Genomic DNA, 14541 nt, shown 5'->3' with positions numbered 1-14541 from the left:
CGAAAATTCGAAATTAGACTACTAAAAATCTCAAAAATTAAAAAGACATTGAAATTCTTTAATTGCTGAAATAAAAGCTTTTGTAGATAGCGTTGATAGCAAAAAAAACAACTCTTCGTCCTTTTCTTTATAACGTCTTTTGTTTAGATACACGTACCCAACTCCCCTTCCTTGATATAACAGGGAAAGAGATTCATTTTGTATCATTAACACAATAAATTTTTGAAGTATCTCAAAAAGAGATACTTTTTTTAATAAAAAATGGTTGCGCTTCCAATAAAAATATAGTATATTTCTCTTATAGAACTTGTATATACAAGTTAAAAGGAGGAAAAAACATGGCGAAATATACAGCCGATGCAGAGAAGCTATTACAATTAATTGGGGGCAAAGAAAATATTTCTTCTGTGACACATTGTGCAACACGCATGCGTTTTGTTTTGCAAAATCCAGAAGATGCGGATGTCAAAGAAATTGAAATGCTCACAGCCGTAAAAGGTACTTTTACACAAGCAGGACAATTTCAAGTCATCATTGGCAATGATGTACAAGAATTCTATAATGAATTTACGCGTATTGCCGGGGTTGAAGGTGTCAATAAAGATGAAGTTAAAACTGATGCAAAGAAAAACATGAGCATTCTTCAACGTATGCTTGCAGCTCTTGCTGAAATTTTCACTCCGCTTATTCCAGCCATTGTTGTTGGTGGTCTCATTTTAGGTTTTCGAAATGTAATCGGTGACATTGATCTATTACAAAATGGAACAAAGACCATTGCGGAAGTCTATCCGTTCTGGAATGGTGTTTATTCCTTCTTATGGCTTATCGGAGAAGCTATTTTCCATTTCTTACCAGTTGGTATTACTTGGTCAATCGCGAAAAAGATGGGAACCACGCAAATCCTTGGTATTGTACTTGGTTTAACACTTGTTTCCCCGCAGCTTCTAAATGCCTATGCAGTGGCCTCAACAAAAGCAGCAGATATCCCAGTATGGGATTTCGGTTTCACACAAATTCCCATGATTGGCTATCAAGCTCAAGTCATTCCTGCTATGCTTGCTGGATTTATGTTAGCTTACCTTGAAATTGGCTTACGTAAATTTGTTCCAAATGCTATTTCCATGATTGTTATTCCATTTTTCGCACTTGTACCGACTGTATTAGCAGCTCATGTTATTTTAGGTCCCATTGGTTGGAAAATTGGAGATGCTATCGCACATGTTGTTTACAGTGGCCTAACAAGTAGCTTAAGCTGGCTATTCGCAGCCCTTTTTGGCTTCCTATATGCTCCACTCGTTGTAACTGGCTTACATCACATGACAAATGCCATTGACTTACAACTTATGAGCCAATTCGGTGGAACAAATCTATGGCCAATGATTGCCTTATCAAATATCGCCCAAGGTTCTGCAGTTCTTGCCATTATTTTCTTACACAAAGGAAATGAAAAAGAAGAGCAAGTTTCAATTCCTGCAACAATTTCCTGTTACCTCGGCGTCACAGAGCCCGCCATGTTCGGGATTAATTTAAAATATTTATATCCTTTTATCGCCGCAATGATTGGTTCTTCCATAGCTGCTGTTATTTCAGTATCAAGTGGTGTTATGGCGAATTCAATTGGAGTAGGTGGCTTACCGGGCATTCTTTCCATTAAACCACAATTTTATCTTATTTTCGCATTTTGTATGCTTGTAGCTATTGTTGTCCCATTCATTTTGACCATTGTATTTAGGAAATATAATATTTTAAATAAAGTGGATGACGCACCTATTCGTACTTTTGGCGCAAAAGAATTTCGCACTTCTAGCCGAAAAGCTGACAATCTTTAAAAGAAAGAGGTTAAAAAATGAAAAACCCATTCGCGGAAAAAACCAATTTATCAGATTTACTTACGCTCGTTTTATGACTCCAATCAAGATGGTATTGGCGATATCCCTGGTATAACCGCAAAACTTGACTATATAGAACAGTTAGGTGTAGATATGATTTGGATTAATCCTTTCTACCCTTCCCCGCAAAACGATAACGGTTATGATATTTCTAATTATACGGATATCGATCCACGTTTTGGTACAATGCAAGATTTTGAATTATTAGTGGCAGAATCTAGCGCCCGTAATATCGGTATTATGATTGACCTTGTTTTAAATCACACTTCAACAGAACACGACTGGTTCCAAAAGGCTCTTTCAGGCGACCCGTTTTATCGTGATTTTTATTACTTCCGTCAAGGAAAAAAAGACGGCTCTCCCCCTACAAATTGGGAATCAAAATTCGGTGGTTCAGCATGGGAAAAATTACCCGATTCAGATGATTATTATTTACATTTATTTGACGTCACACAAGCAGACCTAAATTGGGAAAACCCCCATGTACGAGAAGCGCTTTACGATGTCGTTCGTTTTTGGATGGAAAAGGGAGTGACAGGTTTTCGTTTAGATGTACTCAATCTCATTTCAAAACCGGACAAACTAGAAGACGATTTTATTGGTGATGGGAGACGTTTTTACACCGATGGGCCAAAAATTCACTCCTATTTAAAAGAACTACATGCTGAAACTTTTGGCCAGAGCAACCTCATTACTGTAGGTGAAATGTCTTCTACAACCATTCAAAATTCGATTAAATACAGTAATCCTTTGGAAAAAGAAGTTTCTATGGTCTTTCATTTTCATCATCTAAAGGTCGATTACAAAAATGGTGAAAAATGGCGTTTAGATAACGTGCGTTTTGATGAATTAAAAGATATTTTTCATACATGGCAAGTCGCTATGGCAGATGGAAATGGCTGGGATGCCCTTTTCTTTAATAATCATGACCAGCCGCGCGCACTTGGCCGCTTTACTTCTGATAAAAAAGAATATCATTATAAAGCAGCTACCATGCTTGCCGCAACCATTCATCTCATGCGCGGAACCCCTTATATTTATATGGGCGAGGAGATTGGGATGATTAACCCGCGTTTTTCTTCCATCGAAAAGTATAATGATATCGAAAGTATTAATCATTACCAACTTTTACAAGAAGAAGGCTTCTCAGAAAAAGAAACAATCAAAATTATTCAAGAACGTTCCCGCGATAATAGTCGCATCCCTATGCAGTGGGATTCCACCCCTCAAGCTGGGTTTACAAAAGGTGAAAGTCAGTATCCAATATCCGAAAGTAAAAGCTGGATCAATGTTAAAGAATCGCTAAAACAGCCGAATAGTATCTTTGCATTTTATCAAAAACTGATAAAACTTCGTAAAGCAATGCCTGTTATTCAAAATGGCTCCTATCAGCCAGCACTTCTTAACGAAGAAAATGTAATCGCCTATGTACGTGAAGATGAACAGCATGCCCTTCTTGCCATTCATTCTTACTCGCCTAGCGACAAAACTATCACCATCCCTGAAAACTTTCAAAATGGCGATATTCTCGTATCAAATGTAGCCAGAAATCAACTTACAGCAGAAACTCAATTAGAAGCCTATGAAACATTAACTATTTGTATAACCAAATAAAAAAACTGCGACCATGTTGTCGCAGTTTTTTTACCTTCTTCTAGCAAAATCAATAAAACGAAATCGATCTAGGCGATGCCGTGACTCTGTGTATTGAAACAAACACGTATCTTTTAAAAAGACAGCACTTCGTACAACGACAATATGAGTATCATGGTATAAATCAAGCAGCGCCCTATCCTCATCCGTCACAAGCTCTACTGTAATCTCTTTTTGAGCATAGCTAATCTCATACCCTAATTGCCCTTCTAAATAACTGTACAAAGAGTCTTCTAAGATGGAATTATCAATCGCCTGAATATCAGTATCTAGCAGAAAGTCTTTGTCTAAAATGACCGCTTCCCCTTCTAGGTAACGAATTCGTTCGATGTGCCAAGCCTTTGCCCCTTTTTTCAAGCTAACATAATGTCTAACATCTTCTGGCAGTGTTTCATATTCATTTTTTATAACTTTAGTCACCGCATTCATATTTTGGGCTTTATGTAATTCTTTAAAACTAGTTAGTCCCGAAACGGGAAAAGCATATCGTTCGCGATCAATCACGACAGAACCTTTTCCTTGTAATTTTTGAATAAAACCATTTTCTAGTAATAAAACGAGCGCTTTTCGAATAGTTTCACGAGACACTTCAAATTGCTTGGAAAGTTCATGCTCACTTGGTAAAAGTTCACCAGCCCGGTAACTTCCGTCTAAAATTTTAGTTTCTAATTCTAAGTAAATATCATAGTATTTGTTTTTTTTGTTCACATCTCTCACCCACTGATATTGTAGCATATTTACAGAAACAAAAATACTATTTTTCTGCGTTAAAAATATACTTACATTTTATGATAGTTACACTTTTTGTTAAAAAAACTAAATCTTTCGTTTAAATATTATATACTATAGTCACAAGGAGGGTGCTTTTTATGTCCATTTTAAGTAAACGACTAACTAATTTACGAGAAGAAAAAGGCTGGACAAAAACATTAGTAGTACATAAACTTGGCCTAAAAAATTTAGGCACTTATGCAAATTGGGAATATGGTACTCGAGAGCCTGATGTACAAATGATTGTAAAACTTTCTGATTTGTATAATGTAAGCACAGATTATTTGCTTGGCAAAAGTAATCACCACAATTAAAAAAGCCATCGCTCTCTAATCTGTTCTAAAAAAAATATTAGGAGATGAACATATGGAATTTGATCAATTTTCAAAATCACTTTTATCAATCAGTTCTCGAGTAGAACAGTTAAAAGAGAATATCACAACTGAAGAAGCTACAAAAACTTCATTAATTATGCCGTTTTTTCAAGTTTTAGGTTATGATATTTTCAATCCATTAGAGTTTTCACCCGAATATATTGCAGATGTTGGTATCAAAAAAGGAGAAAAAGTGGATTATGCCATTTTAGAAAATGGAAAACCACTTATTCTAATTGAAGCGAAGTCAATCAACGAAAAATTAAATAATCATGACTCTCAACTATTCCGTTATTACGGGACAACTACAGCCAAAATCGGCATTTTAACAAATGGTGATGAGTACCGATTTTATACTGATTTAGAAGAAACAAATAGAATGGATAAAAAGCCTTTCTTTTCCTTCTTTTTTAACTGAATTAAAAGATGGGCAAGAAACTGAAATTTATAAATTCCACAAGTCACAATTTGATTTAATAAACATTTCAAAAGCAGCTTCTGATCTCAAATATTTAGGTTCTATGAAAGAATTTCTAACTTATCAGCTTAATAGTCCTAGTGAAGAATTTGTCAAATTTATCATGTCTGAAATTTATGATGGGATGAAAACTAAAGCGGTTATTGATAAATTTACGCCTGTTATAAAACGCGGTTTTAGACAATTTATCGCTGAACAAGTAAATAGCAAATTAAATGCCGCTCTAAATACTTCGCGTTTAAGCCAAAATGATGATGAGGTTGTAGATAAAGAAGAGGAAGAAAAGGAAGTATCCGGAAAAGAAATCACAACGACAGAAGAAGAAATTGAAGCTTTTGCTACAACGAAACTACTTTTAAAAGATGCCATTGATTTAGAACGTATTTATTATCGAGACAATAAATCTTATTTTAATATTATTGTTGATAATAACATTCGCAAGTGGGTTCTACGACTTTACATGAATAATTCACGCAAATTCATTATTTTAAATGACGAGGCAAAAACAGAATTAGATATTGACAGCGTGACAGACATTTTCAATTATAAAGATAAAATTGTTCCCATTGTCTCGAAATATCTATAACCGTAGCCCTAATAGCCTCATTTGTGGTACACTATAATTATAGATGTTAATGAATGAAGGGGCGATTTTTATGAAGCAACTATTGCTTATTCTACTAGCCATTGTTTTACCCATTGGTCTAGTTATGATTGTAGCATTTCAAGTTTATAAGAAAAAAACAGCTACCTATATGCCATTAAAAAATGAATTCGTTCATTGGACAAAGTAAGCAGCAAAAGGAGGACTTAGTATGAAAAAAGCAGAAAGTGAAAAACCACTTGTTATTAAAATTGTCGTCTCTGTTTTAATTGGGCTTGCCTTGTTAAACCTTATGCCTATTTTAGCCATTTTTTCTTAAAAAACCAGTTGCCATTTTATATGTTTTATGCTAATTTAGTAATAGAATTTGATGTTTTTATGGTGAGACAATTAACGGCCATTGCCTTAATGCTTTTTTACAAAAAGACTCCGACACCCTTTTGGGCTGACGGAGCCTTTTTTTGTGCTCACTATATGGAAAGGAGGAAAAAAATGAATAAGAAATGGGCTTTTAATTTCACTAAAATTATTGTAGGGGCATTTATATTTTCACTTGCTGTCAACGTTTTTGCTATTCCCAATCATCTCGGGGAAGGTGGCGTAACAGGACTTACCATGATTTTATACTATACACTCGGTATTGCCCCTGCGATTACAACTCTTATTTTCAATGGGATTTTACTTATTATCGGCTATAAATTTTTAGATCGTTTGACGATTATTCTAACCATTATTGCCATTATTTTTACTTCCCTTTTCTTAAGATTAACAGAAAGTATTTCGTTTATAACCGATCAGACTATTATTGCAGCCATTTTTGCAGGGGTTTTAATGGGATTTGGTATGGGACTAATTATGCACGGGGGCGGCACAACGGCTGGAAGTGCTATTTTAGCTAAAATTGCAAATAAATATCTTGGTTGGAATACAAGTTATGCGCTCCTCTTTTTTGACTTAATTGTGGTCATTCCTTCCACTTTTATTATCGGTTTACAAAATATGCTCTTCACCATTGTTTCACTTTATGTATCCACAAAAGTTCTTGATTTAATCTTAGAAGGCTTTAACCCTAAAAAATCAGTAACCATTATTTCAGAAAAATATGAGGATATCGCTAGAGAAATTGATTTAAAAATTGGACGCGGTATGACCCTTTTTGATGGGCAAGGTTATTATAAGAAACAGGATAAAAAAATTCTTTACATTGTCATTAGCCGACAACAACTTTTACCCCTCACAAAAATTGTAAATAAGCATGATGAAAAGGCCTTTTTCATTATTAATGACGCTCAAAGTGTTGTAGGTGAAGGTTTTACCAAGCAGATAACGAGTGAATAAATTTACGTTTTATGATAAAATTAGTTTCATTTAATAGACAAGTGAGGCGATTCTATGAAATTTTTTCATGCACCGTTTCGTTTACTTCTTGTTGTTAGCTTATTATTTTGTGTTTTAGGAATAACGAATATTGGCATTTCGCTCTCATGGGACTTTACCAACATTGAAAATCTATTTTTAGGTCTCTTCTTACTTTTTATTGGCATTGCTAGCTTGTATTTCCGTCGTTCCCTGATCAAAAAGAAGCCTCGCTAACTTGCGGGGCTTCTTTTTCAGGATTCATTTTTCAGTGTAATCCATATTCATATATTTATTTCCTTCTTTTAGTTCTGTTAGCATCTGATTAATTCTTTTTTCACGAGTTTCCTTACGTTTAGCACGACCAATCCAGCCAATATAATCATTTTTTTGAAAATCCGGCCTTCTTTTGTAAGCTTCCAAGACGTCATAATTTTTTAGCAAGACATGGATATCATCCGGCAAAGGATAAATTTCACGTGTTAAGTTGCTCTCATTGATATACGGATTCATACCTATCCTCCTTTTTTCGTCCCTTTTTTTAGTTTTAAATTCCCCCACTCCCTTTAAATAAACATTCTATAGAATAAAAGTTCATTTTCCTTGTTAATTATGGTACAATTTTCTGAAAAGGGGATTTTTTGTTCTAAAATAATAAAAAGGGAGAATGAAATGAAAAAAAATACTGCTTACACTATCACTACTGCTATCACTCAATTTAGGTCTTGTGGCTTGTTCTGCACCTGTAGAGGAAAAAAAAGAAACTGCCTCCGAAAGTACTCAAGCCGAAAAGATGAAACTACAAGTAGATGGAAATGACATTAAAACAGATGAAAATGGTATTTTTAAAATCACAGGAAAATCAACACCAAATGCAATTATTTCAATTGACCAACCGGCTAAGAAAGTAACGGCAGATGCGGAAGGTAAATTCGAATTAGAAGGTCAAATTCCTTCTGAAAAATCTCATGAGGTTAAGATTTTAGCTCAAAAAGATTCTTTAGAAGAGTTAGAGAAAAGTTTAACAATTACACCTCATGATGAATACGTTCAAAAGGTTTTAGCGAAAAAAGAGCAAGAAGAAAAAGAAATCCGTGCTAAAGCGGAGGCTGTTCAAACAGCGGATTCGCTTATTGCTAAAGCAAAAGCTAGCTTAAATCCAACTGATTTAGCTAAAGCTCGCACTTATATTAATGAAAATCAATATTTGGCTATTCAAGGCTACAGTGCGCAGTTAACACAAATTAATGATGCCATTACGGCTAAACAAGACCAAATTGCTCAAGACAAGGCTAAAAAAGCGGCTGAGGCTAAAAAAGCGGAGGAAGACCGTAAACAAGCAGAACGAAAACCATCAAGTGGAAATACCGTCCCTAGCCAAGGAAATAAGCAGCAACCACCTGCTCCTGATAAAAATCAGCAAACTGTTTTGATTACAGCTACAGGTTCAAAATATCATGTACGTAAATGTGGTAATGGTACCTACTACACCGCTACTCTTGCTGAAGCGAAATCAAAAAATTTATCGCCTTGTTCTAAATGCTACTAAATTGCCTATGAAAAATCTTCTTTTTACCTACTACTTATCCATTAGCAGTAGGTTTTTTGAATTATTTTTCACATTAACTATTGGCTTTTTATTCATTTGCTGATAAAATAAGTTTGCAATTATTTTAGTTAAGAAAGAAATGATGTAGATGACTTGATTTTTATGTGATTTACTTAACATAAAAAATGAGAGAAGGATTAATTGTGAATAAGCAAAGAATTGTGGCATTTAGTGTACTTGGCGGTATTATTTTATTTTTTGGCTGTTTATTTGGTGGTATTATTGTAATCATGAATGCCATGAATAGTGAACAGGCGACTAAGCAAGAACTTACTTTTGGAAAAAAACCGTACTTCTTGGGCAAATGTTGTAAATGGAAAGTATCAAAAAGAGTTAAAGGTTGACCCTTCTGGTGATGCATGCCGAGTGGTTTATAACAAAGCGGATAATAGTATAGCCCTTGAGCTAACAGATACGGAAATTTCTAAAGGAGCTCAAGGAGATTATGCTGAATTTATAAAATTAGCAAAAGATAAAGAGCGCAAGACTAAACTTTTTGCTGACACAACTTTTAAAGTTACCGACTTAAAGCATACACAAACTTTTTTAACTATTAAACACGGAAAATTAGCCAAAGCTTAAAACTAACCCCCTCATTATGAAAATTAATGAGGGGGTTTATCCTTGGTGACCACCCACATAAGTAGAGCGCTTTATACCTGTAGCACCATTAGTGAGGCTACTAGCATGCATGAGTGATTTATAACCATAGCGTTTTCGAATTTTATCAATCGTCCTCTCTAATCTTTCTACTTGAATTGTTTTTGCAGGGCTTTCAAATAGATTAAGTTGCAATCCCCTCTTTAGCGCGATTCCGCCAAATGAAATGGCAATAACACGAACAGGTTCATTTTGATAGTATTCCCAAAAAATCATTTCTAAAATTTCTTTTAGCGTTTTACTGGAATTAGTTGGTTCCACCTTCATTTGATGTTTAAAACCGCGAATCGGGCTATATTTGCTATAGCTAATATTTAAAAATACCTTATTTGTATCAACAAAATGATTCCGCAATCTGCTAGCCATTTCTTCGGCCATTTCTTTTATGACGATGATGACTTCGTTTGGGTCGTGATAGTCCCTTTCTAAAATTTGATTTTTCCCAAAAGATTTTTCAATGGGTTGATAGGCTTCATTTATTCGGCTATAATCCAGGCCATGTGCATGATAATAAAGCTGTTGTCCGATGACACCAAGGTGCATTTTTAAAAGCGTTGGCTCGGTTTGGCTCAACTCGAAAATACTACTAATTCCGATATTTTGTAAACGACGTGCCATCCGTTCGCCTATTCCCCAAAAATCCGTCAGCTTTCGGATATGCCATAGCTTCTCCTGTACGTTTTCATATCGCCATTCTGAAAGACGGCTTGTGACTTCTTTCGCTTCATTATCTAAAGCAAGCTTAGCTAGTAATAAATTATCGCCAATTCCACAAGTCACATACAAGCCTAATTCATTTAAAATGGCCATTTGAATTTGCTTGGCTATTTGAATGGTTGAGCCAAATAGTCTATGAGAACTAGTCACATCTAAAAAAACTTCATCAATGGAGTAAGGTAAAAAATCTTCTTCCGGTACATACCTTAAAAAGATTGTTCGGATTTGTGCGTTAATATCTAAATAATATTTCATGCGGGGTGGTGCTATAATAATTCTTGGATCATTTGGAAGTTCAAATTTTCTAGAACCTGTTTGAATGCCAAAGACCTCTTTCATTAATGGTGTTGCGGCAAGAACTAATCCACCGTCACTTTCGGGGCGACTAATTACTACTAAAAAAGAGGTCAGAGGATTTAGCCCTCTTGAAACACATTCCGCGCTTGCAAAAAAAGATTTTACATCGATACATAAAATATCTCTTCGCGGAACATATCGATAGTCCATTACATGTACCATTTGGCATCTTGCTTTCTACACGAAATATGGTGGATATCGGTAAATAAAATTTTTACATTGGTCTCTTCACTTCTAAGCCAAATTTCTCCGTTTTCCATCCCTATAATGCGTCCCTCAACATCTTCTTTTGGAAATGGATTTAAATCATAGTCTACTAATTTTTGCTGGATAACCACTACTTTTTGATGTAATAAGGCATCGCTTAATATCCGCTCAATATGTTCCTCGCTCATTTTTTCTTTCCAATTGAAGTGTTGTTTCTCGCGTTCAATTTGCTCAGAATGTTCACTTAAAAAGAAGCCGCCCCATTTCTTTATCCCCCGATCAAATTCTTCGCCAGGCAAATCGTCCATTTTGCCCTCCTCCTTTCAAAAAAGAACATATGTTCTTTTGAATTGTATAAAATTAACAGCATAAAGTATACAGTCCAAAAGTCATTTTTTTATATTTAGCTAGAACGAAATATCTACAAAAAACCTTACAAGCATAACTTGTAAGGCACTAAATATTATATTCTAAAATAATTTTTTCATGTTCATGTCGTTGGCGATGGCGATTTCGGAATAAATCGTTCGCGCGTTTTGTAAAGATAACTAAATAAGGCAAGCGCTTTTGGTTATAAACCACGGTTAAAAATCCAAAGCGATTAAGCCTTCTAAGATTATGGTAATGTGCTTTCAAATAACCGGCATCTTCTTCTTTATGTGCTTCATGGAGGTAAATCAAAACTCGGTAATCTTCCGAATTCAATCGTTTCATTATTTCATCTCCTGAATGTTATCATTTTCACATTTGAAATTATACGCTTAATTCGTTTAGAATGAAAGTATAAATTGCATTTTTTTATTTATAAAATTTATTCTTATACGCTCATTTATCTATCAAAAAATGATATAATAAACTGTCACAATATGTTGATTTGTCTTATATTATATTTCGAAAGGAGCCTAGCTACTTGAAGAAAATACTTTTGTTTTTTAGTGCACTCTTTGTAATAGGTTTTATTCTTGCTGGTTGCTCAAAAGATGAGCCTAAAAAAGAGCAAACTACAGCTCCAAAAAATATTATCGGGGGTACTTTAAATACAAACGGATTACATGAAACAACGGATAACTGGACTAATATGTATGAAACCGAATTTTATACAGTCAATGAAGATAATAAGATTATTTTCATTCAGGCTCTGCTAGATGATCCAACTGTTGATTTTCCGGCTTCTAAGGAAAAATTAATGGAACTTGCGGCCCCCTATATTCCTAAAAATCCTACAATTTTAAATCCTACAAAAGATGGATCTGGCGACACAGGATATGAGTGCAAGAAAGGCGATATGCATTTTACGGTGCTGCATTCTGACTCAGATAAAGACGGGAAAGTAGATACACTATATATCTCTAAATTATAAACCTCATCCTTTTAGGGTAAGGTTTTTTATTTGTCTTCTAGTTGATTTAGCGCCCACTCTTGTTTTATAGGACGCGCCCACTCTAGATTTAGGCTGTCTAAATAAAACATCCCCTTCGTTCTATCCAATTGGGCATTTCTATTCAATTCTTCTAGGCCGCCTGAAATACTCGACATTAATTGTTCAGCCTCTTTAAATAGCAAGCCTGAGCGTAAGTCGAATGATAATAGTTTATCTAATTTTTCTTGTTCTTTTTGCTTTTGCTCTTGGTACGCAATTGCCACTTTTTCAAAATCTAAGTGCAACATCATTCCTTTAGGTGCAGATACCATAAGTTGTTCAGCAGAGTCAATTAATTGATTCAAACGACTAATCTGTTGCCTTAAAATTTCTTCTTGTAACGAATTGCTATCTACTTCTAGTTTATAGTATTCTACTAGTTGTTCAGAAGCGCTTTTTAAGGCACTGTTTAATAGAAGCATGCCGTCTAGTAATGGAATATAAGCCTGTTCAAAGTACTGTTGTGCTGATTGATAGGCTTTTCCTTTTAAACCTGTCTCATGAATAAATGCTAAAAAAGCTGTTTTCATTGCTTCCAGCCCTCTTTTTCTGATTGAACACATGTAAGCAACATCTGTAACTTGTAAATTTGCCTTATCTAAAAACATATTTACACTCATAGCTACTCCGTCTCCTTCCAAGCATTGCGTCTTACTCGGTAGAGGCTTTCTTCTTGCTCATCTAATAGATAGCGTTTTTGTCGTAATTGCTCACGTTCAGTTGTAATTTTATCCATAATGAGATGTTGTTCTCGCTTCAGCCATCCCACGCGACTTTCCGTTTCATAGGCCATTTCGCCTGTTAAAAAAGTTTGTTGTAATTCTCCAAACAAACGATCTTTTTGATAAATATGTTCATCAAACGCTTCTTCTAAGTGCTCAAGTTTTCTCTGCGACTGTTCAGCGCGATATTTTTCTTCTGAAATCCGATAAATCTCACGCGTAATCATTTCCGGTGTTCTTCTATGCATATGCATCCATCTCTCCCATTTTTTCTATAAACGCTTCGTATCCATCTTCTCAAATTCTTCTGCAACACGATGCAAAAGCTTTACATCATCTTGTATTAAAGCAACTAAATTTGCCACATTATTCTTCTCGTATTCCTGTAAATATAGCAATTTCCCGTTTCCTTGCAATGTTGTTTCTGTATCTAAGCTAATTTCTTTTTCCTCAGTTAAAATTTGTAAAGCTTCTTCTATCTGCTTAATATGCCTTTGAACAATATCCAGATTGCTAATTATTTCATCTGCCAACTTTCTCACCCCACAGTTAAAAAACGCCTCTTACGTAAGCCATAAGAGACATCTTACTTTTTTTTAAAACTAAAGTTTTGCGAAAGCGCCTGATTTTGTTCTTCCGTGATATTCATTAGGGTTAACGTATGCATCCCGCTTGCACATAGGTTCTTTGTTAGAGGGTTCAATTTTTCATCTTGAAATCCTCATCTTCTAATTTGTAATATCTTACACAAAGTATATCACAGAAGCAATTCACAAAATGTGGACATTTTGTGAATTTTTTCTGATAATTAAATTTTATCAAATGCGTTTGTTTGAGTAAACTAATTATTATTTCTCCTAATTGCTATGTCTTCTTTATTAATTCCATAAATTTCTCTACGAAATGGGATTTTAAGGCATTTTTGAAACCTTCTTTTTCGGGCATGTCGTGAATAAATTGTTGTAACTCCTTGATTTTCTAAAACCGTACTAAAATAAGCTTTTTTCTTTGGTTGCCATAACCAGTAATTAAAATAGTATTCTTCTTGCCCTACAACTGAATAAGATGTCTTGCGATAATAGATTCTTTGCACTTTATATCTATCTCTCTTCCAGTAATCGATAAGAAGTCCTATCGCAAATAAAATGAACATCAAAATAAGTAGACCTAGAAGCCCTTTCAAAATAAAGCCAAAGTTCATCCCTGCTCTGAACTTTTCAAATGAAATGTCTGTCATGACAAGTCTCCTCCTATCATTAATGTAACATTAATCTTAACATATATTTTGATTTGGAAGAAAAAAATACCCTAGAAACCTCCTTTTTCACCCTGAAAAGCATTAGTAAGCGCTTTATTTCTATTTTCAAGAGTACAAATCAGAAAAATTTGTTATAAAGGAATTAAAAAGTATTTAGATTTACTAAAATATATTATATAAACTGTGCACTAAAAATACCTAATCCTCTATTGTATTTCTCATCCTTTATAAAAAAATAAATCTTACCTTGAAAAAAATTATACAGTGATATAATATAATTTGACAAAATAAAATCTTGTTTTGATAGTTTAGCTGGATAGAATCAGGTTGTATAGACGCTTTTTTAAGAAAAAACTTTTTTGCTATTTTTTTCGCGAAATTGCTAAAATAATTACAGAGCAAAGGGAGTGGGAATCATGCAAAATTATAACTTGGTTGTTGAATCATACTGAGGACTACATCGAAA

General features: G+C 34.5%; 18 protein-coding genes and 1 pseudogene. 10 read left to right on the top strand and 9 right to left on the bottom strand.

What is annotated here, in order from left to right:
* The first annotated feature begins 338 nt into the window (after positions 1-338).
* Complete coding sequence (treP, locus tag LFLEISCH_RS13405) at positions 339-1829, top strand: PTS system trehalose-specific EIIBC component (RefSeq protein ID WP_007477561.1); 1491 nt, start codon at positions 339-341, stop codon at positions 1827-1829.
* Positions 1830-1874: 45 nt separating this feature from the next.
* Entirely contained in the window at positions 1875-3503 is a 1629-nt protein-coding gene (gene treC, locus LFLEISCH_RS13400; RefSeq protein ID WP_040504883.1) for an alpha,alpha-phosphotrehalase, read from the top strand.
* 30 nt (positions 3504-3533) lie between these two features.
* Here treC and treR read toward each other — a convergent pair whose 3' ends face one another.
* Positions 3534-4250 carry a trehalose operon repressor gene (treR, locus tag LFLEISCH_RS13395; RefSeq protein ID WP_007477557.1) on the bottom strand — a complete coding sequence of 239 codons (717 nt, stop codon included), beginning with the start codon at positions 4248-4250 and terminating at the stop codon, positions 3534-3536.
* A gap of 161 nt (positions 4251-4411) precedes the next feature.
* On the opposite strand from treR, the gene LFLEISCH_RS13390 reads away from it, so the two are divergent.
* The 5 genes and pseudogenes from LFLEISCH_RS13390 to LFLEISCH_RS13375 all read left to right on the top strand — a co-directional run bounded on the left by LFLEISCH_RS13390 (position 4412) and on the right by LFLEISCH_RS13375 (position 7362).
* Positions 4412-4627, top strand: a complete 216-nt coding sequence (locus LFLEISCH_RS13390) for a helix-turn-helix domain-containing protein (RefSeq protein WP_007477555.1) — start codon at positions 4412-4414, stop codon at positions 4625-4627.
* Between the two features lie 52 nt (positions 4628-4679).
* Positions 4680-5751: pseudogene (locus tag LFLEISCH_RS13385) on the top strand (type I restriction endonuclease).
* Positions 5752-5821: 70 nt separating this feature from the next.
* Positions 5822-5959, top strand: a complete 138-nt coding sequence (locus LFLEISCH_RS15500) for a hypothetical protein (protein WP_007477549.1) — start codon at positions 5822-5824, stop codon at positions 5957-5959.
* Positions 5960-6261: 302 nt separating this feature from the next.
* A complete protein-coding gene (locus tag LFLEISCH_RS13380; RefSeq protein WP_007477544.1) occupies positions 6262-7107 on the top strand; it encodes a YitT family protein in 846 nt (281 codons plus the stop codon).
* A gap of 54 nt (positions 7108-7161) precedes the next feature.
* Positions 7162-7362 (top strand): hypothetical protein, encoded by a 201-nt coding sequence (locus LFLEISCH_RS13375; RefSeq protein WP_007477542.1) that lies wholly within the window; start codon positions 7162-7164, stop codon positions 7360-7362.
* A gap of 24 nt (positions 7363-7386) precedes the next feature.
* Here LFLEISCH_RS13375 and LFLEISCH_RS13370 read toward each other — a convergent pair whose 3' ends face one another.
* Positions 7387-7638: a YdeI/OmpD-associated family protein gene (locus LFLEISCH_RS13370; RefSeq protein WP_007477540.1), complete on the bottom strand. Its 252-nt coding sequence runs from the start codon at positions 7636-7638 to the stop codon at positions 7387-7389.
* Between the two features lie 280 nt (positions 7639-7918).
* Between LFLEISCH_RS13370 and LFLEISCH_RS13365 the strand changes: the two genes are divergently transcribed.
* Both LFLEISCH_RS13365 and LFLEISCH_RS13355 read left to right on the top strand, forming a co-directional pair.
* Complete coding sequence (locus LFLEISCH_RS13365; protein ID WP_241432919.1) at positions 7919-8674, top strand: serine protease; 756 nt, start codon at positions 7919-7921, stop codon at positions 8672-8674.
* 336 nt (positions 8675-9010) lie between these two features.
* Positions 9011-9316: a hypothetical protein gene (locus LFLEISCH_RS13355; RefSeq protein ID WP_149022065.1), complete on the top strand. Its 306-nt coding sequence runs from the start codon at positions 9011-9013 to the stop codon at positions 9314-9316.
* Between the two features lie 36 nt (positions 9317-9352).
* On the opposite strand, the gene LFLEISCH_RS13350 is transcribed toward LFLEISCH_RS13355, so the two are convergent.
* The 3 genes from LFLEISCH_RS13350 to LFLEISCH_RS13340 all read right to left on the bottom strand — a co-directional run bounded on the left by LFLEISCH_RS13350 (position 9353) and on the right by LFLEISCH_RS13340 (position 11389).
* The gene (locus tag LFLEISCH_RS13350) at positions 9353-10618 is read right to left on the bottom strand and encodes a Y-family DNA polymerase (RefSeq protein ID WP_007477532.1); all 1266 of its coding nucleotides are present in this window, start codon (positions 10616-10618) and stop codon (positions 9353-9355) included.
* On the bottom strand, positions 10618-10983 hold the full coding sequence (locus LFLEISCH_RS13345) for a hypothetical protein (RefSeq protein WP_007477531.1): 366 nt from the start codon (positions 10981-10983) through the stop codon (positions 10618-10620). The genes LFLEISCH_RS13350 and LFLEISCH_RS13345 overlap by 1 nt, the downstream gene beginning before the upstream one ends.
* 148 nt (positions 10984-11131) lie before the next feature.
* Entirely contained in the window at positions 11132-11389 is a 258-nt protein-coding gene (locus LFLEISCH_RS13340; RefSeq protein WP_007477529.1) for a hypothetical protein, read from the bottom strand.
* 196 nt (positions 11390-11585) lie between these two features.
* Between LFLEISCH_RS13340 and LFLEISCH_RS13335 the strand changes: the two genes are divergently transcribed.
* On the top strand, positions 11586-12035 hold the full coding sequence (locus LFLEISCH_RS13335; RefSeq protein ID WP_007477527.1) for a membrane lipoprotein lipid attachment site-containing protein: 450 nt from the start codon (positions 11586-11588) through the stop codon (positions 12033-12035).
* Between the two features lie 26 nt (positions 12036-12061).
* Here LFLEISCH_RS13335 and LFLEISCH_RS13330 read toward each other — a convergent pair whose 3' ends face one another.
* The 4 genes from LFLEISCH_RS13330 to LFLEISCH_RS13315 all read right to left on the bottom strand — a co-directional run bounded on the left by LFLEISCH_RS13330 (position 12062) and on the right by LFLEISCH_RS13315 (position 14054).
* The gene (locus LFLEISCH_RS13330) at positions 12062-12715 is read right to left on the bottom strand and encodes a T7SS effector LXG polymorphic toxin (RefSeq protein WP_007477525.1); all 654 of its coding nucleotides are present in this window, start codon (positions 12713-12715) and stop codon (positions 12062-12064) included.
* A gap of 2 nt (positions 12716-12717) precedes the next feature.
* A complete protein-coding gene (locus LFLEISCH_RS13325) occupies positions 12718-13065 on the bottom strand; it encodes a DUF3958 family protein (RefSeq protein ID WP_223196418.1) in 348 nt (115 codons plus the stop codon).
* 24 nt (positions 13066-13089) lie between these two features.
* The gene (locus LFLEISCH_RS13320; RefSeq protein ID WP_241432918.1) at positions 13090-13359 is read right to left on the bottom strand and encodes a TIGR04197 family type VII secretion effector; all 270 of its coding nucleotides are present in this window, start codon (positions 13357-13359) and stop codon (positions 13090-13092) included.
* A 299-nt stretch (positions 13360-13658) separates the two neighbouring features.
* Positions 13659-14054 carry a hypothetical protein gene (locus LFLEISCH_RS13315; RefSeq protein ID WP_007477520.1) on the bottom strand — a complete coding sequence of 132 codons (396 nt, stop codon included), beginning with the start codon at positions 14052-14054 and terminating at the stop codon, positions 13659-13661.
* Positions 14055-14541 lie beyond the last annotated feature (487 nt).

Origin of the sequence: Listeria fleischmannii subsp. fleischmannii LU2006-1 (genome assembly GCF_000344175.1) — a bacterium.
In the GTDB taxonomy this organism is placed as follows: Bacteria; Bacillota; Bacilli; order Lactobacillales; family Listeriaceae; genus Listeria; species Listeria fleischmannii.
This window is presented reverse-complemented; position numbering and strand designations above follow the sequence as displayed.